This window comes from Amycolatopsis bullii (genome assembly GCF_014654205.1).
Lineage (GTDB): Bacteria > Actinomycetota > Actinomycetes > Mycobacteriales > Pseudonocardiaceae > Amycolatopsis > Amycolatopsis plumensis.
On sequence record NZ_BNAW01000004.1, the window covers coordinates 269,104 to 293,094 of the forward strand.

14 protein-coding genes, 1 tRNA gene and 1 pseudogene are annotated in these 23,991 nt (G+C 71.7%); 8 read left to right on the top strand and 8 right to left on the bottom strand.

Annotated elements, in window-relative coordinates; genetic code table 11:
- Nucleotides 1-48 precede the first annotated feature (48 nt).
- From IE317_RS08005 to IE317_RS08030, 6 genes are all read right to left on the bottom strand, one after another.
- Nucleotides 49-684 carry a hypothetical protein gene (locus IE317_RS08005; protein WP_191307769.1) on the bottom strand — a complete coding sequence of 212 codons (636 nt, stop codon included), beginning with the start codon at nt 682-684 and terminating at the stop codon, nt 49-51.
- On the bottom strand, nt 677-1,096 hold the full coding sequence (locus IE317_RS08010; protein WP_191307771.1) for an acyl-CoA thioesterase: 420 nt from the start codon (nt 1,094-1,096) through the stop codon (nt 677-679). Before IE317_RS08010 ends, IE317_RS08005 begins: the two co-directional genes overlap by 8 nt.
- Nucleotides 1,093-6,084 carry an NAD-glutamate dehydrogenase gene (locus IE317_RS08015; RefSeq protein ID WP_191307772.1) on the bottom strand — a complete coding sequence of 1,664 codons (4,992 nt, stop codon included), beginning with the start codon at nt 6,082-6,084 and terminating at the stop codon, nt 1,093-1,095. The genes IE317_RS08010 and IE317_RS08015 overlap by 4 nt, the downstream gene beginning before the upstream one ends.
- A gap of 670 nt (nt 6,085-6,754) precedes the next feature.
- Nucleotides 6,755-9,643: a hypothetical protein gene (locus IE317_RS08020; RefSeq protein ID WP_191307774.1), complete on the bottom strand. Its 2,889-nt coding sequence runs from the start codon at nt 9,641-9,643 to the stop codon at nt 6,755-6,757.
- A gap of 16 nt (nt 9,644-9,659) precedes the next feature.
- Entirely contained in the window at nt 9,660-11,336 is a 1,677-nt protein-coding gene (gene ettA / locus IE317_RS08025) for an energy-dependent translational throttle protein EttA (RefSeq protein WP_191307775.1), read from the bottom strand.
- A 130-nt stretch (nt 11,337-11,466) separates the two neighbouring features.
- The gene (locus tag IE317_RS08030; protein WP_191307777.1) at nt 11,467-13,485 is read right to left on the bottom strand and encodes a cytochrome c oxidase assembly protein; all 2,019 of its coding nucleotides are present in this window, start codon (nt 13,483-13,485) and stop codon (nt 11,467-11,469) included.
- Between the two features lie 57 nt (nt 13,486-13,542).
- Here IE317_RS08030 and IE317_RS08035 point away from each other — a divergent pair, with 57 nt between their 5' ends.
- A complete protein-coding gene (locus tag IE317_RS08035) occupies nt 13,543-14,181 on the top strand; it encodes a histidine phosphatase family protein (protein ID WP_191307779.1) in 639 nt (212 codons plus the stop codon).
- Here the strand turns inward: IE317_RS08035 and IE317_RS08040 are convergent.
- Complete coding sequence (locus IE317_RS08040) at nt 14,155-15,333, bottom strand: sensor histidine kinase (protein ID WP_229902550.1); 1,179 nt, start codon at nt 15,331-15,333, stop codon at nt 14,155-14,157. The genes IE317_RS08035 and IE317_RS08040 overlap by 27 nt on opposite strands.
- A gap of 289 nt (nt 15,334-15,622) precedes the next feature.
- Between IE317_RS08040 and IE317_RS08045 the strand changes: the two genes are divergently transcribed.
- The 3 genes from IE317_RS08045 to IE317_RS08055 are packed head-to-tail and all read left to right on the top strand — an operon-like array spanning nt 15,623 to nt 18,431.
- Entirely contained in the window at nt 15,623-16,852 is a 1,230-nt protein-coding gene (locus IE317_RS08045) for an MFS transporter (RefSeq protein WP_191307781.1), read from the top strand.
- The gene (locus IE317_RS08050) at nt 16,849-17,061 is read left to right on the top strand and encodes a hypothetical protein (RefSeq protein WP_191307782.1); all 213 of its coding nucleotides are present in this window, start codon (nt 16,849-16,851) and stop codon (nt 17,059-17,061) included. Before IE317_RS08045 ends, IE317_RS08050 begins: the two co-directional genes overlap by 4 nt.
- The gene (locus tag IE317_RS08055) at nt 17,061-18,431 is read left to right on the top strand and encodes a YcaO-like family protein (protein WP_191307784.1); all 1,371 of its coding nucleotides are present in this window, start codon (nt 17,061-17,063) and stop codon (nt 18,429-18,431) included. Before IE317_RS08050 ends, IE317_RS08055 begins: the two co-directional genes overlap by 1 nt.
- A gap of 3 nt (nt 18,432-18,434) precedes the next feature.
- Here IE317_RS08055 and IE317_RS08060 read toward each other — a convergent pair whose 3' ends face one another.
- Nucleotides 18,435-19,616, bottom strand: coding sequence for an MFS transporter (locus IE317_RS08060; RefSeq protein ID WP_191307785.1), 1,182 nt, complete (start codon nt 19,614-19,616; stop codon nt 18,435-18,437).
- A 59-nt stretch (nt 19,617-19,675) separates the two neighbouring features.
- Here IE317_RS08060 and IE317_RS08065 point away from each other — a divergent pair, with 59 nt between their 5' ends.
- The 4 genes and pseudogenes from IE317_RS08065 to IE317_RS08080 all read left to right on the top strand — a co-directional run bounded on the left by IE317_RS08065 (nt 19,676) and on the right by IE317_RS08080 (nt 23,934).
- Nucleotides 19,676-20,731 (top strand): LacI family DNA-binding transcriptional regulator, encoded by a 1,056-nt coding sequence (locus IE317_RS08065; RefSeq protein WP_191307787.1) that lies wholly within the window; start codon nt 19,676-19,678, stop codon nt 20,729-20,731.
- A gap of 178 nt (nt 20,732-20,909) precedes the next feature.
- On the top strand, nt 20,910-21,284 hold the full coding sequence (locus IE317_RS08070; RefSeq protein WP_191307788.1) for a peptidase inhibitor family I36 protein: 375 nt from the start codon (nt 20,910-20,912) through the stop codon (nt 21,282-21,284).
- Nucleotides 21,285-22,530: 1,246 nt separating this feature from the next.
- Nucleotides 22,531-22,607 (top strand) — tRNA-Arg (locus IE317_RS08075).
- Between the two features lie 728 nt (nt 22,608-23,335).
- Nucleotides 23,336-23,934: pseudogene (locus IE317_RS08080) on the top strand (dTDP-4-dehydrorhamnose 3,5-epimerase family protein).
- The last annotated feature ends 57 nt before the right edge of the window (nt 23,935-23,991 follow it).

Genomic DNA, 23,991 nt, shown 5'->3' on the forward strand with positions numbered 1-23,991 from the left:
CAGCGTGCCACCGCCCGGCGAGGGACGGTGGCCGCCGTAAGGACTTCGTCAGAACAGCAGCGGCAACAACGCGTGGCGGCGCCGCACGATCGCGCCGTAGCGCGCGTCCAGGCGCAGCCACGAGTCCGTGGCCGTCACGCGGACGACGTCACCTTCCACGTCCGAGTCCACGAACCCCATGCCGGACATCGCGAACAGGCAGCGCATCTGCACCTTGACCTCGACGGACTCCCCCGTCACCGTCAGCACCGCCTGGTCCATCAGGGACGCCGGCGGCGTGCCGTGCGGGCCCACGTTGTCCCTGGCCAGGGTCACGCCGCGGTCGGCCAGCTCCGACACCACCCGCGCCGGGAGCTCGTCGACCAGCGGCCAGCGCCCCGATGGCGGCAGCTCGCCGTGCCACAGCAGGTCGCGAGCCGGGCCCGGGTCCATCCGGGGCCCGCCCGCCACGGTCAGCGCCGCCAGCAGCTCGTTGCCGGACACCGTGACGTCGCCGGGTGTCACGTCTCCGGCCACCGCGCGGGTGGCCAGGCACTCGAACGGCGTCGCCGTCCAGGCCTCGACCACGCCGTCGCCGCGCTGCCGCAGCCGGACGGCCGTCTGGCCGTCCAGCCGGACCGCGCGGGCGACGAACGCGCCGAGGGTCTCCCGGTCGGCCGCGTCCGGCACGAACAACTCAGGCATCCGCGAACCCCTGCTTCAGAAACTCCGACTCGGCCGGGGTGAGCCTACGCGGCCGCAGCGCGACCGTGTCGTACGGCGCCAGCACCGTCTCCGCGGTCACCGCCACCGGGTCCTCCGCGGAGGGTCCGCCGCGGACGCGGTAGGCCAGCGTGAAGCTCGCCGCGCGCAGCTCGGTCAGGTCGATGTCGACGCGCAGCTGCTGCCCGGACACCACGATCGGTGCCTTGTAGGCCACTTCGAGGCGCACCACGACGATGCCCTTCGGCAGCTGGTCCAGCCCGGCCTCGACGGCCCCCTCGAACAGCAGCGGGATGCGGGCCTCTTCGAGCAGCGTCACCATTTTCGCGTGGTTGATGTGGCCGTAGACGTCCATGTCCGTCCAACGCGGACGAACGTACGATACGTAGGTCACCGAACCGTGCTCCGAATCTGGCGGGCCGCCACCGACAGCGTCGCCAGGTCGAGCCGGCCGGACTTGGTGATCTCGTCGAGCGCGACGCGCGCCCGCTGCAGCCGGGACGCGTTCGTCTTCTCCCACTGCGCGATCTTGGCGTCGCCGGACGAGCCGGGATCGCTGTGCCGCAACGCGTCCAGCGTGATCGCCCGCAGCGAGCCGTAGACGTCGTCGCGCAGCGACAGCCGGGCGAGGGCGTGCCAGCGGTTGCCGCGTTCGAGCTTGCTGATCTCGGTGAGCATCGAGTCGATGTCCAGGTGCGCCGACAGCGCGTAGTACAGCTCCGCCGTCTCGGCCGGGCTGTGCACGGCGTCCACGCCGATCTGCTGCTCAGCGAGCTCGGCCACCTCGGTGACGTCGAGCAGGCCGTAGGTGTGCAGCAGCAGCGACACCCGGCGGGCCAGCTCCTCGGGCACGTTCGCGGCCATCAGCTCGTCGATGTGCTTTTGCACCGACTCCGCTTCGCGGCCGCGCAGTAGGTCGCCGATCTTCGGGACGAGCTTGCCCAGCACCCGGCCGAAGCGCTTGATCTCCGACAGCGGGGCCAGCGGCTGCGGCCGGTTGGTGAGGAACCAGCGCGCCGCCCGGTCGAGCAGCCGCCGCGTCTCCAGCACCATCGCGTCGGCGACGTCGGTGTGCACGACGTTGTCGAGCGCGTCGATTTCCTGCCACAGCGCGGGGAGGTCGAACACCTGCGTCACCACGGCGTACGCGCGCACGGCGTCCGTGGCCGTGGCGTTCATCTCCTCCATCAGCCGGTAGACGAACGAGATGCCGCCGCCGTCGACCACTTCGTTGGCGATCAGCGTGGTGATGATCTGCCGGCGCAGCGGGTGTTCGCCGATCGCGGGGCCGAACCGCTCGCGCAACGGCTTCGGGAAGTACTCGGGCAGCCGCGCGGCGAACACCTTCGAGTCGGGCAGGTCGCTGGCCAGCAGCTGGTCCTTCAGCTCCAGCTTGACGTGCGCGAGCAGCGTCGCCAGCTCCGGCGAGGTGAGGCCCTTGCCCGCCTTCTCCAGCTCCCGGAACTCCGAGTTGCTCGGCAGCGCCTCGAGCTTGCGGTCGAACGCACCCGCGGAGACCAGCGCCTGCACCTGGCGCGCGTGCACCGACAGCATCGGCGCGGCGTGCGCGCGGCTGACGCCGAGCACGGCGTTCTGCCGGTAGTTGTCCTTGAGGACCAGCGCGCCGACCTCGTCGGTCATCTCTTCCAGCAGCTCGTTGCGCTGCTCGCGCTCCAGCTTGCCGGTCTGCACGAGGTGGTCGAGCAGGATCTTGATGTTGACCTCGTGGTCGGAGCAGTCGACGCCGGCCGAGTTGTCGAGCGCGTCGGTGTTGATCTTTCCGCCGCCCCGCGCGAACTCGATCCGGCCCAGCTGGGTGAGGCCCAGGTTGCCGCCTTCGCCGAACACCTTGACCCGCAGCTGCTTGCCGTCGACGCGGATGGCGTCGTTGGCCTTGTCGCCCGCGGCCGCGTGGCTTTCGGTCTCCGCCTTGACGTAGGTGCCGATGCCGCCGTTCCACAGCAGCTCGACCGGCGCCAGCAGGATCGCCTGGATCAGGTCCATCGGCGCCAGCGCGGTGACGCCCTCTTCGAGCCCGAGTGCCACGCGGACCTGCGGGCTGATCGGGATCGACTTCGCGGTGCGCGGGTAGATCCCGCCGCCTTCGCTGATCAGCGAACGGTCGTAGTCGTCCCAGGAGCTGCGCGGCAGGTCGAACAGGCGGCGGCGCTCGGCGTACGACGTCGCCGCGTCGGGGTTCGGGTCGAGGAAGACGTGCATGTGGTTGAACGCCGCGACCAGCCGGATGTGCTCGGACAGCAGCATGCCGTTGCCGAAGACGTCACCCATCATGTCGCCGATGCCGACCACGGTGAAGTCCTCGGTCTGGGTGTCCTTGCCCAGCTCGCGGAAGTGCCGCTTGACGCTCTCCCAGGCCCCCTTCGCCGTGATGCCCATGGCCTTGTGGTCGTAGCCGACCGAACCACCGGAGGCGAAGGCGTCACCCAGCCAGAAGCCGTACTGCGCCGAGACTTCGTTCGCGATGTCGGAGAACTTCGCGGTGCCCTTGTCGGCCGCGACGACCAGGTACGAATCGTCGGCGTCGTGCCGGACCACGCCCGGCGCGGGCACGGTCTTGCCCTCGATGCGGTTGTCGGTCAGGTCGAGCAGGCCGGAGATGAACATGCGGTAGCAGGCGATGCCCTCGGTGAGCTGGGCGTCGCGGTCGATGCTCGCGTCGCCGCTCGGAGCGGGCGGCCGCTTGACGACGAAGCCGCCCTTCGCGCCGACCGGCACGATCACCGCGTTCTTCACCGCCTGCGCCTTGACCAGGCCGAGGATCTCGGTGCGGAAGTCCTCGCGCCGGTCCGACCAGCGCAGGCCACCGCGCGCGACCTCGCCGAAGCGCAGGTGCACGCCCTCGACGCGCGGCGAGTACACGAAGATCTCGAACTTCGGCCGCGGCTCGGGCAGGTCGGGCACGCCCGCCGGGTCGAGCTTGATCGACAGGTATTCGCGGGGCGTCCCGTCGGGCGCGGTGACGTGGTAGTTCGTCCGCAGGGTGGCCCGGATGACGGCCATCAGGCGCCGCAGGATCCGGTCCTCGTCGAGGCTGGTGACCTCGTCGATCATCGCGTTCAGCTCGCCGGAGAGGGCGTCGGTGGCGGCCTCGCGGTCGGCGTCGGACAGCTCGGGCGCGAACCGGGCCTCGAACAGCCGCAGCAGCTTGGTCGCGACCGGGGTGTGGTTCAGCAGCGTGTTCTGGATGTAGTCCTGGGAGAAGGCGCTGCCGGCCTGGCGCAGGTACCGCGAGTACGCGCGCAGCACGGCGGCCTGGCGCCAGGTGAGCCCGGCGCGCAGGACGAGCCCGTTGAGACCGTCGACCTCGGCGTCCCCGCGCCAGGCGGCCTCGAAGGCGTCCTGGAAGCGGCCGCGCAGCTCCTCGACGGCGTCCTGGTCGGACTCGTCGAGCATCTTCTGGTCGACGCGCAGGCCGAAGTCGTAGATCCAGCACGCGCCGCCGTCTTCGCGGTGCAGCTCGTACGGCCGCTCGTCGACCACCTCGACGCCCATGGCCTGCAGCACCGGGAGCACCTTCGAGAGCGTGACGCCCTCGCCGCGCAGGTAGAGCTTGAAGCGCCGCTCGCCCGGCCCGGCTTCGGCGGGCTGGTAGAACGACAGCGCGAGATCGCCTTCATCGGTGAGCGAGTCCAGCGCGCGGAGGTCGGCCAGCGCCTCTTCGGCGGTGAAGTCCTCCTTGTAGCCCTCGGGGAAGGTGCTCGCGAAGCGCTGGCCCTGCTCGGTGGCCGATTCCTCGCCGACGATCCCGACCGCGACACCGCCGTCGGCGCGCTCACGGCGTTCGTCGAGAACCGCCTCGACCATCCGGTCGTCCCAGGTGCGGACGGCGTCGTTCAGCCGGTCCTGGATCTTGAGGGTGTCCGGCTCGAGGCGGCGCGCCGGGTCGGTGTGCACGACGAAGTGCACCTGCGCCAGGACGGTTTCGCCGATCCGCGCGCTGTATTCGAGCTGGGTGCCTTCGAGCTCTTCGAGCAGGACTTCCTGCATCGCCAGCCGGGAGCGCGTCGTGTAGCGGTCGCGCGGGAGGTAGACGAGGCAGGAGTAGAAGCGGCCGTACGGGTCGCGGCGCAGGAACAGCCGCAGCCGGCGGCGGTCGGAGAGGGTGATCGCACCGGTCGTCGTCGAGTACAGCGAGTCGGTGTCGGCGGAGAACAGGTCGGCACGCGGCCAGTTCTGCAGGATCTCGAGCATCCGCTGGCCGGAGAACGACTCGATCGGGAAGCCGGCGCGGTGGATGACCTCGCGGACCCGCTTGCAGACGACCGGGATGTCGAGGACGTTCTCGTGCAGCGCGGTGGTGGTGAACATGCCGAGGAAGCGGTGCTCGCCGGTGACCTTGCCCTCGGCGTCGAAGGTCTTCACGCCGACGTAGTACGGGTAGACCGGGCGGTGCACGGTCGAGGGGGCGCTCGCCTGGGTCAGCACCAGCAGCGTCGGCGCGAGGGCGGTGGCGGCGGTGTCCGGGCCGGCGGTGAGGCCGCGGGCGGCGAGGCTGTCCTGGCGCAGCACGCCGAGGCCGGAGGCGAGGACCGCGCGCAGGGCCGGCTCGTCGGTGCCCGGGTGCGGGTTGTCGATGAGTTCGTAGCGGCGGTAGCCGAGGAAGGTGAAGTGGCCGTCGGCCAGCCAGCGGAGCAGGCGGGCGCCCTCGGCGACCTCGTCCTGGGGCAGCTGCGGCGGGGCCGTCTCGAGTTCGCTCGCCAGCTGGCAGGCCGTCTGGGCCATCTTGTCGGCGTCCTCGACGACCTCGCGGACGTCGCCCAGCACGCTGGAGAGCCGGTTGTCGAGCTCGCGGGCCCGGTTGCGGTCGGTGACGAAGTCGATCTCGATGTACATCCACGACTCGGCGGCCGAGTTCGCGGGCGGCTCGGCCGGGTCGGCTTCGGGGTGGACCTCGAGGAGCTCGCCGGTGAGGTCGCGGCTGACCACCACGATCGGGTGAACGATCCGCTGCACCTGGACACCGTCGCGCGCGAACTCCGCGGCGATCGAGTCGACCAGGTACGGCATGTCGTCGGTGACGACCTGCACGACGGTGGCTTCGCGGGCCCAGCCGTCCTCGGCGACGGTCGGGTTCAGCAGCCGCACTGCGGGGCGGCCGGGCATCCGGTGCTTGGCCAGCTGCAGGTGCGAGCGGACGGCGCCGACCAGGTTGACGGGCTCGTCGCCGACGATCTCTTCGGGCGGGATGTGCCGGTAGTAGAGCCGGATGAGCTCACCGATCTCCGGCGCCAGCCCGGCGGCGGAGTCGATCAGGTCGTCCCTGATCTGCTCCGGGCTGGCCGGGGAGCGCCGGCCGAATTCGGGTTCGGCTTCGGCTCCTGTTCCGGTTCCGGGTAGGGACGAGACTCCGGTCGAGCTCATTTGAGGCAACTCTCCAGTTTGCGTGAGGTGGCACCGTGCCGGTTCGGCGTTGAGCCGGCCACCCCACACTAATGCGCCGCGATCGCGGATCACACGAAGACCCGAAGGTTCCCGGAGGCCCGAAAACCCTTCCGGGGCACGGGATTCGCGTGATCGGTAAAGCTACTGACGGGTTGTCTTCGGCCCTCCTGCGCCGCGCTGACCAGCCGTGCTCCGGGGCCGTTACCCGGCGCGGAGCCAACGTGATCGGTTCAGTTGATCGGGCCCGCAGCCGCTCGGCGAACGCTGTCGGCCAGTCGGCGACGGCGGGGTGCGACGGATCCCACTGGGTTCGGGGCGGGGCAGGTCGGCGACGATTCGGGACGTCTCAGCGACTGGGCGGCGGTGGGGGTGAACTCTCTGTTGTGGTTCGGGGGACGCTTCCGGGCCTTCGGGAGGACGGCGAAACTGTCGGTGGTCTCCGGTAGTGTGGAAAACGGGGGGCGCCCCCGCGGGTCGAGGGTTCGCAGGTCAGGGCTTCGCGGCCTCGGGCTTCACGGCCTCGGAGTTTGCGGCCCAGGACTCCGTGGGCCGAAAGCGACCCGAGCCTCGCCACCCGGAACCCGCAGACCCGAAAGCTCCGCGACCCGAGACTTCACGGCTCGGAGCTTCGCGGCCCGAGTTCGGCGGCTCAGTCGCGGGAGCCGTGGCCGCGGGAGTCCGGTACTTCGGCGCCGTGGCCGTTGCGGCCGTGGCCGTTGCGGCGGCCCGTGTTCTGGGAGTCGAGCTGCTTGACCAGGGCTGCCGCGCTGGCCGTGCCCGCCTGGTGCTCGGCCAGCGCGCGGGCGAGCAGGTCGGCGAGGCCTGCGTCCGGCGGCGGCTCGTCCTCCGCGATCGCGCGGGCATAGCTCTCGGGGAATGGAGCCGTCGCCGGCGTCCAGTGGCCGAAATCCTCCATCGGCTCGAGCGACGGAGGCATCCGCAGCCGCGGCAGCCACGGCTCCGCTTCGTCGCGGTAGTCCGGCACCGACGGCGGTTCGTCCTCCGGCCGCGGCGGCGGTGCGAGCTCCGGCCGCGCCGGTTCCTCCGCGCGGGGGCTGTCGGCGTCTTCCGCCCGGCGGCGGCCGCCCGCACCTCCGGACGCGGAGATGCCCAGCCGGTCCAGCACGGAACGTGCGGCGACCGAGCCGTGCTCGGCATCGTGGCGGGTCGACGGCTGCGGCTCCGGACGCGCCTCTTCCGACGCCCACGGCTCGCGCTCGGCGGCGGGCTCGGGCGCGAGCGGCAGCGTCGGCGTGACCCGGGTGGGCGCCGATTCCCGTTCGGCCGCGGTCTCCCGCAGCCGCGCTTCGGCCAGCGCGGCCCAGGAGAACTTGGTCTTGCCCGGTTCGGCGGCCTCCGGCGCGGTGCGCACCTCGCCCGGCTCACGCCCACGCTCGGACGCCTCCGACCGGATCTCGGGCTGAGGGTCCGGCGGCGGTTTCTCGCCCGTGCGCGGCTCGGCGGAATCGGGCCGGTGGTCCGCGCCGCGCGCCGATCGCCCGTCGCCGGGCTCCAGCCGGAAGTCCGGCTCCCGACCACGCTCAGCCGACCGCGACAAGCCGAACTCGGCTCCCCGCGCCGACCGCACCTCGGGCTCTCGACCACGCTCAGTCGACCGCGGCTCGGCAAACTCCGAGCCCCGCCCCGACCGCACCTCAGGCGACTCAGACCGGAACTCCGGCTCCCGACCACGCTCAGCCAGCCGCGGCTCGCTGAACTCGGAGCCCCGCCCCGACCGCACCTCGGCCGACTCAGACCGCACCTCGGGCTCTCGACCACGCTCGGTCGCCAGCGGCTCGGCAAACTCTGAGCCCCGCCGCGACCGCATCTCAGCCGATTCCGAGCGGAACTCCTGCTCCGCTCCCCGACCCGACCGAGACTCCGGCCCCCGCCCCGACCGCACCTCGACCGACTCCGACCGGAAGTCCGGCTCCCGCCCACGCTCGGCCAGCCGCGACTCACCGAACTCGGGCCCCCGCACCTTGGCCGACTCCGACCGGAACTCAGGCTCCCGCCCACGCTCAGCCAACCGCGGCTCGGCAAACTCGGAACCCCGCACCCGGTCCGACTCCGACCGGAAACCAGACTCCCGCCCACGCTCGGCCAGCCGCGACTCACCGAACTCGGGCCCCCGCACCCCGGCCGACTCCGACCGCGGCTCGACCGGCTCCGGCCGCACCGGCTGGGGCTCGTCCCGCACCGCGGGCATCAACATCGTCTCAGCGGCATCCGCAGTCACCCGCGGCCGCTCGAACGACCAGACCGGCTGCCGCGGTTCAGGCCGCGACGGTGTCTCTTCCCGGCCGAACGACCAAGCCGGGGTCCGTGGCTCCGGGTCCGGGACCGGGGCCGGCTCGGGGCCGATGGTCGGGACCGGCCGGGACGGCACCGCCTTCAGCACCTCGTCCAAGTCGATCGAAGCCGGCTCGCCCGTTCCGAACTCTCCGGCCAGTACGCTGCACGCCTGCCGCCGGGCCCTCGCGTGCAGCTGCTCCGCCGCCCGCGAGCGGTACAGGCACGCGATGGCCTCCTCCGCCTGCCCGAACCGCTCCTCCAGCTGCGCCAGCTCCAGCCACAACCGGGCGGTGATCGCGGACAGCCCGTGCCGGTCCGTGCTCGCCACGGCTTCGCGGACCAGCTCGATCGCCGCCTCGCCCGAACCCGCGGGCAGGTGGACGCGCGTCGCGACGGCCAGTCGCAGCCAGCCCATCGGCGCGACGCCCGCGGCCCGCACCGGCTCGGCCAGCATCGGCTCCGCGATTTCGTACGCCATTTCGGTGTCACCGCGGTCGAGGAGCGTGCTGACCAGCAGGAGCACCAGGCGGATGCGGACGAGGCCGCCGTCGTCGGCCGGGTTGTCGAGCTTCTCCAGGAAGCCGAGCCCCGTCCGGGCGGCGTCGGCCGCCGCCGTCAGGTCGCCGTGGCGGCGCCGGTGGGCAGCCGTGCCGACGCGCAGCAGGGCCCGCACCAGCAGCTGGGTGTCCGCGCCCAGCGAGTCGTCGCCGACGACGAGCTTGTCCGCTTCCACCAGTACGCGGTCCAGCTCCGACTTGCGGCCGAGCTGGCCCAGGCAGCCCACGAGGTGGCACAACGCCGCCGCGCGGTGGACCGGCGAGACCACCGGGTCCGTCAGCACCGGCCGCAATGCGGCGAGGCCGGTCAGCGGCACGCCCAGGCTGCGGGCGCAGACGGCGAGGTCGATGCGCAGCCGCGCGGCGATGTCGCCGTAGCCCGCGTGCTCGGCCGCGCGCAACGCCGCGACCGCACGCCCGGCCGTGCCTGGCCGCATCCCGAGCCGGACGCGTGCGGACACGACCAGGCTTTCGGCCCGGATCCACTGCTCGTCGGCACTCGCGGCCTCGGCCAGCGCGGCCGCGCGCTCGCCGAGGACCAGCGCGAGTTCGGGCGCGCGCAGGTGCAGCGCGTCCGCGCGTTCGATCAGCCTGCCGACTGCGGAGAGGGTTCCCCCGGCATTGGCGGAGCGCCCGCTCTCCGAGTGCGAGAGCGGGGCCGTCCGGTGCTGTTTGCTGGCTTCCACGGGGAAACCCGCCCCCTCAGTCGCGGGTCAGCTTGCGATGGGTGACACGGTGCGGGCGGGCAGCCTCGGCGCCCATCCGCTCCACCTTGTTCTTCTCGTACCCTTCGAAGTTGCCCTCGAACCAGAACCACTTGGCCGGGTCTTCGTCCGTGCCTTCCCAGGCCAGGATGTGCGTCGCGACCCGGTCCAGGAACCACCGGTCGTGCGAAATCACCACGGCGCAGCCGGGGAACTGCTCCAGCGCGTTCTCCAGCGAGCCCAGCGTCTCGACGTCCAGGTCGTTCGTCGGCTCGTCGAGCAGGATCAGGTTCCCGCCCTGCTTGAGCGTCAGCGCCAGGTTGAGCCGGTTGCGCTCACCACCGGAGAGCACGCCCGCCGGCTTCTGCTGGTCCGGGCCCTTGAAGCCGAACGCGCTGACGTACGCCCGCGACGGCATTTCGGTCTGCCCGACGTGGATGTAGTCCAGCTCGTCGGAGACGACCTGCCACACGGTCTTCTTCGGGTCGATCCCGCCGCGGTTCTGGTCCACATAGGACAGCTTGACCGTCTCGCCGATCTTGACCTCGCCGGCGTCCGGCTCCTCGAGCCCGACGATGGTCTTGAACAGCGTGGTCTTGCCCACACCGTTCGGACCGATCACGCCCACGATGCCGTTGCGCGGCAGGTTGAACGACAGCCCGTCGATGAGCACGCGGCCGTCGAAGCCCTTCTGCAGCTTCTCGACCTCGACGACGACGTTGCCCAGCCGCGGACCCGGCGGGATCTGGATCTCTTCGAAGTCGAGCTTGCGGTGCTTGTCCGCCTCCGCCGCCATCTCCTCGTAGCGGTCGAGCCGCGAGCGCGACTTCGTCTGGCGCGCCTTGGCGTTGGACCGGACCCACTCGAGCTCGGTCTTCAGCCGCTTGGCGAGCTTCGCGTCCTTCTTGCCCTGGACCTCGAGGCGCTCGCGCTTCTTCTCCAGGTACGTCGAGTAGTTGCCCTCGTAGCCGACGACGCGGCCGCGGTCCAGCTCCATGATCCACTGGGCCACGTTGTCGAGGAAGTACCGGTCGTGGGTGACGGCGAGGACAGCGCCGGCGTAGCGGGCCAGGAACTGCTCCAGCCACAGGACACTTTCGGCGTCCAGGTGGTTGGTGGGCTCGTCGAGCAGCAGCAGGTCGGGCGCGGACAGCAGCAGCTTGCACAGCGCGACCCGGCGGCGCTCACCACCGGAGAGGTGGGTGACGCCTTCGTCCGGCGGCGGGCAGCGCAGCGCGTCCATGGCCTGCTCGACGGTCGAGTCGAGCTCCCAGGCGTCGGCGTGGTCCAGGTCCTCCTGGAGCTTGCCCATCTCCTCCATCAGCTCGTCGCTGTAGTCGGTCGCCATCAGCTCGGCGATCTCGTTGTAGCGGTCGAGCTTGGTCTTGATGTCGCCGAGGCCCTCCTCGACGTTCTGCCGGACCGTCTTCTCCTCGTTGAGCTCCGGCTCCTGCATGAGGATGCCCACGCTGGCACCCGGCTGGAGGAACGCCTCGCCGTTGCTGGCCTGCTCGATCCCCGCCATGATCTTGAGAACGGTGGACTTACCGGCACCGTTCGGCCCGACCACGCCGATCTTGGCGCCGGGGTAGAACGCGGTGCTGACGTCGTCGAGGATGACCTTGTCCCCGACGGTCTTGCGCACCTTCTTCATGGTGTAGATGAACTCGGCCATACCCACGATCGTAGAGCGCGCTTGATCGCGCCTCGACGCCGGTCACCGTCGGACTACCGAAAGTCAGCCCGAGATCACGCCGAGAGTAGCAAAACGGCCGTTTTCCCGGCATCCGGACGGCGGCTCAACCTCAACTGGAACCCGAGGGTCGCTTGCCCTCGGCGAGGTTCTTCAACATCGCGTTGTAGGCGTTCAGCTCTTCGTCGCCCGTCGCCGCTTCGCGCCGGTCACGCCGCTTCGCCTCGCGCTCGTCCTGACGCGACCACTGCACCAGCAGCGCGATCAGCACCAGCAGGACCGGGACCTCGCCGGCCGCCCAGGCGATGCCGCCGCCGAGCCGCTGGTCGGCGAGCAGGTCGGTGACCCACGGCAGGTGCAGCTGGCTGTAGAAGACCTGCCCGATGACCGTCTGCTTGCTCATCAGGATCACGCCGAAGAACGCGTGGAACGGCATCGCGGCGAACATCATGCCGAGCCGGCCGAGGTACGGGATCCGCCGCGGCGACGGGTCGACGCCGATCACCGGCCAGTAGAAGACGTACCCGGCGAGCAGGAAGTGCCCGTTCATCAGCAGGTGCGCCCAGTGGTACTGCAGCGCGTTGTCGAACAGGCCGGAGAAGTACAGCGCGTAGAACGAGCCGACGAACAGCAGCAGCGCGACCACCGGGTGGGTCAGGAACCGCGACACCGGGGAGTGCACGAAGGCGACGAGCCACTCGCGCGGCCCGGGCGGTGCGTCCTTGCCCGAGGCCGGCAGCGCGCGCAGCGCGAGCGTCACCGGCCCGCCGAGCACGAACAGCACCGGTGCCACCATCGACAGCAGCATGTGGTTGCCCATGTGGACGCTGAACATCGCGGGCGCGTACCGGCCGATGCCCGACGACGTCGCGATCAGCAGCACCACGCAGCCGGCGATCCAGGCGACGGTGCGGCCGACCGGCCAGGTGTCGCCCCGGCGCAGCAGACGGCGGACGCCGGCGAGGTAGAGGCCGCCGAGCACCAGCGCCAACGTGCCGTAGACCAGGTCGAAGCGGGTGTCGAAGAGCAGCCGCCAGACCGTCGGCGCGCCGTCGAGGTCGTAGCCGATCAGCAGCTCGGTGGTCGACGGCTGGGTGATCGCGTCCGCCGGTGGCGGCGTCCTGGCCAGGCCGGACGCGATGCCGATGGTGACGAACATGATCAGGATCTCGACCGAGGCCAGGCGCAGCAGCTGGGCGCCGCCCTTGCCGTCCACCAGGTTCGCGACGCCCTTTTCGCGCTGCTGGTGGCCGAACACCCCGAGCAGCAGCAGCGCGACCGTCTTGGCCACGACGAGCAGGCCGTAGTCGGTGGTGAACAGGTCGTTCAGGCCGATCCGGACGAGCGCGTTGACCGCGCCGGAGAGCGCCATCACGATCCAGCAGACCAGGGCCAGTTTGGAGAACCGCTGCGCGGCCAGGCTCAGGTGTGCCCCGCGCCGGTACCCCAGCGCCAGCAGGGCGACCAGGCCGCCGACCCACAGCGCCGCGGCGACCAGGTGGAACAGCAGGCTGTTGGTGGCGACGTCGTGCGAGCCGCCGCTGGCGGAGTGCCCGGTGACGGCGACCGGGACCAGCCCGCCGACGGCGAGGAAGAAGAGCACCGCCGTCCAGCCCCAGGACAGCGCGAGCCGGCAGCCGAGCGCGATGAGGACGGCGATCAGCGCCGTCCACAGCCACGCCTTGGGCTGTTCGATGGCGCCGACGAGGTCGAGCAGCGTCTGCGGGTCCAGGACGTCGCCGAACGGCTTGCCGGCGGTGTCGGCGGCGGTGAAGGCGACCGAGAGCAGGGCCGCGGCGAACCACACCCAGGCGGCGATCCCGGCCGCGCGCAGGGCGCCGTAGCCCTCGGGCCCGAGCGTCCCGGACTTCTGCGGCGGCACCAGGAAGGCGGCCAGCAGCAGCGACCCGACGCAGATCACCGACGCGCACTCGGACAGCACGCGCATGACGGTGATGCCGTACTTGGTGACCAGGCCGGGGTCGGGCAGGCCGGCGATGACGTAGCCGGCCCCGCCGGTGAGCGCGATCAGGCCGATCGCGACCACGGCGGCCAGCAGGAAGCCGACCACGAGCAGGGGCAGCACACTGGCCCGGCGCTGGGTGGGGACGTCGGATTTCGTCGCGGACACGCCACTGAGGGTATGCCCCGCCCCGGTCAGGCCCGTGTGACGGGCAGGATGGGAGCCGTGAAGATGATCCTGCTGCGGCACGCCGAGTCGCTCGGCAACGTCGACGAGCTCGCCTACACGCGGATCCCCGACCACGCCCTGCCGCTGACCGCCAAGGGCGAGCAGCAGGCCCGCGCGGCCGCGCCGGAGATCGCGCGGCTGCTCGACGGGTCGCGGCCCGCGGTGTACGTGAGCCCGTACCTGCGCACCCGGGAGACGTTGCGGCTGCTGGACATCCGGACCTCGTGCGAGCGGTTGGTGCCGGAGCCGCGGCTGCGCGAACAGGACTGGGGCAACCTGCAGGACCCGGCCGACCAGGAGGTCCAGAAAGCGCGGCGGCACGAGTTCGGGCACTTCTTCTACCGGCTGCCATACGGGGAGTCGGGCGCGGACGTCGACGACCGCGTCGCGGCGTTCCTCTCGGACCTGCGGATGCGCGAGGAAGGTCACCCCGAGACGGTGCTGATCGTCTCCCACGGGCTCACGCTGCGGCTGCTGTGCCGGCGCCTCTTCGGCTGGAGCATCGAGCTGTTCGAGTCCCTCTCCAACCCGGCGACCTGCGAATACCGCGTCCTCGAGGAACAGGACGGCAAGTGGGCGCTGGACCGCCCGTTCGCCCAGTGGCGGGACTCACCCGACGGGGAAACCCAGCTTTAGCGGCGCGGTCAGCACGACGCGGGTGCCGTGGCCGGGTGCCGAGTCGATGCGCGCGGCACCGTCGATTTCGGCCATCCGCGCGTGGATCGAGTTCTCGATGCCGAACCCGGCGCGGTGCGCGCCGAGGTCGAAGCCGGCGCCGTGGTCGCGGACGGACACCGTGACAACGCCTTCGCGTTCTTCCAGGCACACCACGGCCTTCGCCGTCTTCGCGTGCTTCAAGGTGTTTCGCAGTGCTTCGCGGGTTGCGTCGTGAAGGGCGTTGACCACGGCTTCGGGGACGTCGGTGGGTTTCGCGAGCACGACGAGATCGACGCGGAGCCCGTCCGCCGTCATCTCGACCGCCAGGGCGCCGAGGCGGTGTTCGAGCCCGCCCGGCTCGGCGGGCGCGTCGCCGTCGAGGCTCAGCCGCAGGCGCAGGGCGTGCGCGCGGGCGGTGCGGCGGACCTCGTCGAGGCTGCCTCGCGGGTCGAGCGCGTCCCCGGGTGCGGGCAGCGCGAGGGACTCCATGACCTGCAGGACGGTGTCGTGGACGTGGCGGCGGTGCCGTTCCCGCTCGGCGGCCCGGCCGCGCTGCTCGCCCAGCCCGAGCGCGAACCGCACGGACCCGGCCACGAGCAGCACGATGGCCAGCGCCGTCACCACGGCCGCAACCAGGGCCAGCAGGATCCACGTCGCGGGCGCCGACGTGCCCGACACCGCGGCCATGCCGTACCGCAGGAGCAGCGCGCCGGCGATCGCGACGGTCCCGGCGGGCGCGCCGCGCAGCAGGGTCCAGACCATGACCGTGCCCATGATGTTCGGCCAGGCCAAGGTGAGCAGCTCAGGTGAATGCGTCGCGAAGACAGCCGCGGCGAAGCTCGTCACGAGCGTGTACGCGGTATCGGCGGTGAGAACCGGCCGGATTCCCGTGGCGCGGCGGAAAACCCAGGCCACCTCCAGGAGGTTCGGCACCAGGTAGAGGGCGATCGCGATCCAGAGCACCGGCGCGTCGAACGGACCGCCGGACCAGACGACCTGCAGGAACAGCGCCAGCCGGAACGCGACCGGCACCAGCACCAGCCGCGGCACGGCATCCCGCACGAGCGTCAGCCCCATCCCGCCGAACCGCCCGCTCCGGCCGGCGAGCGCCCCCGCGCCGCCGAGCAGCACAACCCTCACGACGTCCTCCCCGGATCAAGGCCCCTACCTTGATCAGCCGACCTGAAATGACAGCGTCAGCTCATTCATTTCAGTTTACGACGCACTCAGCTTGCCCGCTGCGCTTCGGCACTGTCAACGGCTTCGGCCGTGCGCGGCGCAATCGAGAAGGCGTGCCCGGCTCCCGGGCGCCGCCATGCTTTTTGCACGGGCCGGGGATGAACAACCGCAGGGTGGGGGAAGGGGGCCGCGGGTGACGATCACGACGGAACCGCGTCGAAGTCCTCGTGACCTTCCGCCGGTGTTCTGGTGGATCTGGGTCAGCATCCTGGTCAACTGGGCCGGGGCCTTCACCCGGCCGGTGCTCGCCCTGTCGCTCACCGCGGGGCACGGCTACCCGGTGTCCTACGCCGGGTTCGTCATCGCGCTGATCGGGCTCGGCGGCCTGCTCGGCACGGTCGCCGGCGGAGTGCTCGCCGACCGGCTCGGCCGGCGGCCGACCCTCGTGCTGGCGCACCTGATCACGGCCGTCGCCATGGTGGCGCTGGGCACCGCCGGCGGGCACTGGCAGATCGAGGTGGCCGCCTTCGCGGTCGGGGCCGGCTCGACCGCCGCCCGGCCGGCGATGAACGCCGCGCTGGCCGACGTCGTGCCGCAGGCCCACCGGCAGCGGGCGTTCTCCTTGAACTACTGGGCGGTCAACGTCGGCGTCGCGGCCTCCTCGGCCCTCGCCGGGGTGATGGTGACCTACGGCTACACGCTGGTGTTCGTCGCCGACGCGGCGGCCACCGCGCTGTGCGCGCTGATCGTGCTGCTGAAGGTGCCGGAAACCCGGCCCGCCGCCGCACCGCGGGCGCATCGCGAAGCCCGGACACGGCTGCGGCTCGACCGCCGTTTCGTGGTCTTCCTGCTCGCCACCCTCGCGATCGCGTCGGTGTACGAGCAGAGTGCGACGACCCTGCCGATCGTCATGGTCGGCGCCGGCCTCGGCGCCTGGACGTTCGGACTCGTGCAGTCCTTGAACGGGCTGCTCATCGCGCTCCTGCAGATCCCGCTGACGCGGTGGGGACGGCGGCACTCGCGCCGGGCGATCCTCGTGGGCAGCGCGTTGCTCATCGGGTGGGGGTTCGGGCTCAACGCGTTCGCCGGTGGCTTGCCCGGCTACGCGGTCGTCGCCCTCGTGTGGACCGTCGGCGAAATCCTGCAGATGCCGACCGGCAGCGCCGTCGCCGCCGACCGGGCACCCGGCAGCCTGCGGGGCCGGTACGCGGCGCTCTACACGGGAGCGTGGGCGGCCGCGGCCCTGCTCGGCCCGCTCGGAGGCGGGTGGCTGCTCGACAGCGGTGGTCCGGCGTCCGTCTGGCTCGCCTGCGCCGTGCTCGGCGCGCTGGCCGCCGCCGGTTTCGCGTTCGCGACCGGCACCAAGACTCCCGCGCGAGGTTGGCGCCTCTCGCGCGCGGAACCGGGGGACACCCCGCAACCCGCCACCAAGACCGGTGGCGGGACCGCATTGGAAAGGACAGCACCATGAAGCAGGAGCAGTTCATCGTCAAGACCGGCCGCACCGCCGCGCCGGCCAGCCTCCGGGTGAACACCTGTGTCGCAGCCAGCCTCACGGTGAACACGTGTGTCGCCGCCCGCCTCGCGGTGAACACCTGTGTCGCTGCCCGCCTCACGGTGAACACCTGCGTCGCCGCCAGCCTGGTGGACAAGACCGGCCGGTCGGCGTCGATCGCCTGATGACCGCCGTTCACGAAGGGCTGCCCGGCCGGAGTGGCGTACGCCGCTCCGCGCCGGGCCCCGGCCCGATCGTCACGCAGCTGCAGTCCTTCGCCGGCCTGCCCGGCACTCCGGAGGCGCTGCACCTGGCCGTGGCCGACATCCGGGACGTCCGCGCGGAAGTCCCGTGGCAGGGCGACCTGCAGGGCTTCGGCACCTCCTGGGACGACCCCGGCCACGCCCGCCTGGCGGCGTGGGGCGAGGCGATCGAGCGCTACTGCGGGATCTGGCCACCCCAGGACCTGGTCCACGGCACCCACGCCGACCTGGTCTCCCGCGGCCTGACCGCGCTTTCCCCCGACCGGCTCGTCGGCTACTCGCCGCGCCAGTACGCCACGCCGGGCTTCCCCTTCACGCCGTTCACCGACGCCTCCCCGGTGCACTGGATCCGCGCGACGTCCCTCGGCGACGGCAGCGAGATCCTCGTTCCCGCCTTCGCGGTCCACACGGGCTGGCCGCACACGGCGAAACCGGCCGAAGAGCCGCTGCACGCGTTCCCGGTGATCGGCGGCACGGCCGCCGGCGAAACCCTCGAAGACGCGATCCGGTCCGGGCTGCAGGAAATCGTCGAACACGACGCCACGGCGGTCTGGTGGCTCAACGGAGCGCCCCAGCCCACCCTGGCTCCTCCCCCGCGCCTGGCCGAGCTCTCCGCCGGCCACGGCGAGGTTCACCTCTGGTCGATCGGCAACGAGTTCGGCGTCCCGGTGCTGGCCGCGGCCGTCCGGTCGCCCGAAGGCTGGCTGACGGTGGGCACGGCGATGCGGGCCGATCCCGAGCAGGCCGCGCTGAAGGCGCTGGCCGAGGCCTACATGCTCCAGATCACGTGCCGGACCTTGGACAACCGCGAGGCCGTCTCGGCGATGATCGAAGGCTACGGCGACCACAGTCCGCTGCAGTCGTGGCGGGCTGGACGTGACTACGCCGACCGGTACCGCCAAGATTCCGCCGACATGGTCGAACTGCTCTGCCACCAGCAGCTGCACCTCGATCCGCGGGTGGGCGACGCCGCGCTGGCGTGGGCCGCACCGGGTCCGGCCGGTGACTGGGCGGCGATCCCGCGTCCGGCCGACGACTCCCTCGACGCACTGCACGCGTGCGTCGCGGCGGCCGGGCACGAAGTCCTCTACGTCGACCTGACCACGCCGGAGGCAGCCGAGGACGGCGTCACCGTCGTCCAGGTCCTCGTGCCCGGGACAGTGGGTACCGCGCCGGCCGCGTACCCGCCGCTCGGAGCGCGGCGGGTCCAGGACCTCGGGGCCCGGCTCGGCTGGTACCCGGAACCGCTCGGCGAGGAGGAACTGAACCGCCGTCCGCTGCCGCACGGCTGATGTTCAGCGGCTGGCCAGCGCTTCCGCCTCCTCCCGCCGCCGCGACCGCCGGGCGGCGACGGCGGCGGGCAGGATCAACGCCGCGACGAGCGCGACGAAGACGAACGCCACGTCGTAATCCGTCGCCTGCGCGATTCCGCCGACGATCGGCGGGCCGCCCAGGAAGCCGGTGTACGCGACGGCGGTGACGAAGCCGATCTCGCGTTCACCGCCGGTGCCGTCCCCGCGTTTGCCGGCGTCCCCGGCGAGGCTGAGGGCCATCGGGAAGGACGCGGCGAGACCCGCGCCGGCCAGCGCGAACCCGGCGTAACCCACGGCGGCGACCGGGATCGCGGCCGCGGCGACCAGCCCGGCGGCGGCGAGGGTGGCGCCCGCGGCGAGGCAGCGCGTCGGGCCGAACCGGCGTTGCGCCCACGGGCCCGCCAGCCGGGTCAGCGCCATGACCAGCTGGAACCCGGCGAAGGCGAGAGCGGCGGCGCCCTGGCCGACGCCGCGCTCGACCGTCATCAGCAGCGCCGACCAGTCCGACGACGCCCCTTCGGCGATGGCCGAGCACAGCGCGACCGCGGCGAGCAGCCACAGCACCGGCCGCCGGATCGGCGCGCGGGCCGGCGTGACCACGGGTTCTTCGGCGTGCTGCGGGCGGATGCCCGGAACGTCGCGGATCACGAGGGCCAGCACCAGGACCGCGACGACGGCGGCGACGGTGAGGTGGCGCGCCGGGGACCAGCCGTGGCCGGCGGCGAGGCCCGCGGCCAGCGAACCGGCGAGCGCGCCGAAGCTGAACCCCGCGTGGAAGACGGACATCACGGGCTTGCCCAGGCGACGTTCGACCGCGACACCGGCGACGTTCATCGCGACGTCGAGCATCCCGACGCTCGCGCCGATCACCAGCAGCGCCCCGGCCAGCAGCGGAACGGTGGGCGCGAAACCGATCAGCACCAGCGAACCGGCGGCCATCGCGGTGCTCCCGGCGACGACCGCCCTGGCACCGGACCGTTCGATCAGCCGTCCGGACACCGAGGCGGCGGCGAGCATGCCGACGCTGGCCCCGAGCAGCGCCAGGCCGAAGACGCCGGGTGAGGCGTGCACCTGCGCGGTCAGTGCGGGCGTGCGTGACGCCCATGACCCCAGCGCGAGCCCGTTGAGGGCGAAGACGGTGAACACCGCGATCCGGTCTCGCATGCCCTCAGCGTGACTTAAGCGCTTCAGAAAGTCCACCGCGTGGTGACTAGACTGCGCGGATGACCCGGCGGCGCCGTCCCACGCTCGACGACGTCGCCGACGCCGTCGGCGTCTCGCGCGCGACGGTCTCGAACGCCTACAACCGGCCCGACCAGCTGTCCGCCCGGCTGCGGGACGAGGTGCTGCGGGTGGCGGCCGAGCTGGGCTACCCCGGTCCGGACCCGACCGCGCGGAGCCTCGCGACCAGTCGCACGGGCGCGATCGCGGTCCTGCTGGACACGTCGCTGTCGATGGCGTTTTCGGACCCGGCGTTGTACCTGACGCTGGACGCGCTGGCGCGCGTGATCGACCCGGGCGGCCACGCGTTGCTGCTCCTGCCCGGCGGCGCTTTCGGCGGGCCGCCCGCCGAACGCGTGCTCGCGGCGCAGGCCGACATCGCGATCGTGTATTCGCTGCCCGACGGCGCTCCTTCGCTGGAGGCGGTACGCACGCGCGGGTTGCCGCTCGTGGTAATCGACCAGCCACGGCTGCCCGGCACGGCTCGAGTCGGCTGTGCGGACCGGGCCGGGGCGGCTTCGGCCGCGCGGCACCTGCTAGGCCTGGGGCACCGGCGGTTCGGGATCTTCGCCGCGTACAGCCATATTCGGTCCGGCGGGGGTGCGCTGACCGTGGCGGAGGCGGCGGCCGCGCCGTTCCACGACGTGCGTGAGCGGCTGGGCGGCTACCTGGACGAGCTGGGATCGTGCTCGGTCGTGGTGGAGGAGGCGGCCGGGCTCAGCGCGGAGAGTGCGATGGCCGGGGCGTTCGCGCTGCTCGGGGCGTCGCCGCGGCCGACGGCGGTGCTGTGCATGTCCGACCAGCTGGCGCTGGCGGTGCTCGCCGCGGCCCGTGAGCTGGGGATCAGCGTGCCGGGTGAGCTGTCGGTGGCCGGTTTCGACGACAGTCCGCCGGCGTCGTGGTCGTCGCCGCCGCTGACCACGGTCCGGCAGGACCTCGCGGCCAAGGGGCGGATCGCCGGGGAATTGGCGCTGGGGCTGCTGGACGACGGGTCGGTGCCGGCGCCGGTCGAGGTGCCGGTTTCGCTGGTGGTGCGCGGGAGCACGGGCCCCGCGTAGCACCGCCGCTGTTTTTACGCAAGACCTTCCTCGGCGGCTGTGGACAACCTTTTCATTGCCGGACACTTGTCCACAGATTCGAAATCGCGGGCTGACAAATCCCCCACCGCCCGCCAATCTGGAATCACACGTTCACCGCGGCCCCGCAAGAGCCGCGATTCCGGAGGGGAAATCCACCATGTCTTCACGTCGTCTTCGTTCCCGCCTGCCGCACATCGTGGTCCTGGCCATGGTCGGCCTGCTGACCAGCGTCGGAGCCGCACACGCGGGCACGGATCCGGGCTGCCGCAAGGGCGAGTTCTGCCTGTGGCCGTCCGACGGTTACGCCGGCGAAATCCAGCGTTTCGACCTGCGCTCGGCCAATACCGAGGAATGCCTGCCACTACCGGAAGGATTCGACGGATCGTCGTTCGCGAATTTGATGACCCGCGACGTCACGGTGTACCAGGACGCGGAATGCTCGACGGAAGGAGATTTCGTCACCTATCCGGGTGGCGGCACGTACGTCCCGAACGCGCCATTCCTGGTCCGGGGCATCCAGATCTGGGAGTGACCCCCTGACCCGGGCCCCGCAAAGCCGCCCGCTCCGTGGCAGGAGCCGGCTCGCGGCGGCGGCCGGGCCCGACCGGGGCCGCTCCCCCGAAGCGGCCCCACCCGTGGGCGCGCCCCCTGCGGCAGGGCGCGCCCACGGGCTCCCCGCAACCTGTCCCGGGGCCCCTGGCCCCTCAGGAGCCCTCCGAGGCCTACGGGAGCACTTCCGGGGCTTCACGCAGCGATCTGGGGCGCAACGAGCCCATCCGGGGCGCGCCGAGCCCCATCCGGGCTTCACGCGGCCTGATCCGAAACCTCACGCTCCCCATCCGAGGCCCCAGGCAGCCCTTCCAGGGGGCTCACGCACCCCATCCGGGCCTCACGCGGCCCGTCCGGGGCTCACACGGGGCCCATCCGGGGCTCATACGGCCCGTCCCGGGCTCACACGGGCCCATCCGGGGCGCACGGAGCCTGGTTCCGGGCGGGCGGGAGGTCTTCTGGAGTTCTCGGGTGGCGCTTTCAGCCGACCGGGGGGCGAACTCCAGCAGGCCGCCCGCCGGGGACCGGGCAGCCGCCCGGCGCCCGCACCGTGGCACCACTCACCGTCCGCACCCAGCGACCCGACGAGCCACCGCTCACCACAGCCCCAACAGCCGGACCCGCGGCAGCCACAAAACCGACCACCCCAGCGGCCGGGCACCCATCCGGCACGCACCCGCCAACGACGCCCGAGACCGAACCACCATTCGCCAAGACCCCGACGGCCCCCAACCGCTCGGCAACCCCCAGGTCGACCGCACCCAGCGGCCGAACGCCAGGCGGCCGAGGTGGTCGCCCCCGACGTTCCTGCAGGCAGGAGCCTCCTGCACACGATTTCCCAGCAGAAAGGGGGCCGGCAACCGGGCTCGCCGCCCGCTGCGCCGGGCAAGCAGCGGTGCGCAGAAGCCCACGGCGCTGCCTGCCCGGCCGCGGGTCGAGCGGGCGAGCAGGGTTCTGGCTGGACACAGCAAGAGCCTTCTGATGGCCAGATTACAGGTTCCGGCCGCGCGGAAAAGCCCGCTCGGTCACGCTCAGCACTTCCCCGGACACAGAAGGAGGGGTCACATCGCTTCAAGCAGGGGACCAGGCGTCCGGTCACGGCTGTGCGCGCAGAAACTCCCGAATTACGTCGAACGAGACCTGAAACGATTCGCCGGTGTCGAACGATCGACTGGGTGGCGACGACTAAGCTGCCAGTGCCGGGTCACCGGTAGCGGCCGTCGGCGCGGGCCCTCGTAGCTCAGCTGGATAGAGCAAGAGCCTTCTAATCTCTAGGTCGCAGGTTCGAGTCCTGCCGGGGGCGCCACCAGGGAAGACGCCGTGCGCAGCAGCGCACGGCGTGCCCCGGGCCAGTGATCGGGCCCACACTCGTCGCCTCGGCCGTACTCCCACTGTGGACGGTCCCGCGTCTCGTCCCCTCTCGCGTGCAGGACTCCGGAAGGCGCACCGTGTAAGCGCCCAGGTAGCCCAGTGGGTCCCGAATGAGTTCTTCCCGAAACAACCTTGTTACCTGACCGATCGACCGCGGCCTCGGTGCGCGCACGCACCCCACGATCGAGTGAGGCGCCGAACGGAAAGGAGACCCGTAGTGCACCAGGAAGCACCCGGCGGGCGTCACCGCCGACGACGGCAGAACACCATCACCCGGACAGCGCTCGACGAAGCCCGCCGCGCCGGGCTGGTCCAACGCCACTTGACCAAACTCAGCCACCTCGCCGACCGTGCCCGCCCCACTCCGGAACCACCGCCCCGAACGCCCGAAGAGCCAACGGAGCACCCGCCCTCCACATCGGACGCGGCTTGACGCCGGCGAGCGGGCAGGGCGGGCAGAGGACCGGACCACCGGAGCCCGGCGGTCTTGTCTCCACAAGGACAGCGGTCCGGTGACACCGCGCGCGAAGCGCCACCCGCCATCGCCCGGCGGCGAACAGCATGGCTGAAGACGTCGGCCCGGTTGTGCCGGTGCCACGCTTGCTGCGGTGAATCCAGGCGCAATCCGAACATCGTGGGAGTCACTCTTGAGCGGGGACAGCGATGCAGATACGTGAGCTTTCCGTCGAAGGTGCCCTGGAAATCACGCCGAACCCGACTTCAGACGATCGCGGCCTCTTCGTCTCGCCGTTCCAGGAGACGCCGTTCCGGCTGGCCACCGGTCGGCGGCTCTTCAGCGTGGCCGAGACCAGTCACAGCCGGTCGCGCCGGGGCGTGGTCCGGGTGTGCACTTCACGGCGACGCCCGGCTGTGCCAAATACGTCTACTGCCCCCGGGGATCGGCGATCGATGTCGTCGTGGACATCCGCGTCGATTCACCGACCTTCGGCAACTGGGACGCCGTGGTGGTCGATCAGGAGCACTTCCGTGCGGTCTACTTCCCGGTCGGCGTCGGCCACGCGTTCATCGCGTTGCAGGACGACACCGTGATGGCCTACCTGTTTTCCGGGGAGTACGTGCCGGAGAACGAGCTCGCGCTCTCGGTGACGGACCCCGAGCTCGGACTTCCGCTGCCGCAGGACCTCACACCGATCCTGTCCGCGCGCGACCGAGTCGCGCCGACGCTCGCCGAAGCCCGGGAACGCGGGTTGCTTCCGCCATACGACAAGTGCAAAGCCGCCGAAGTGGCCTTGGGGCACTGACCGGGCCTGCCGGTTACCGAGATCGGAGCCAATCATTCGGATCCTGTTCACCACCGA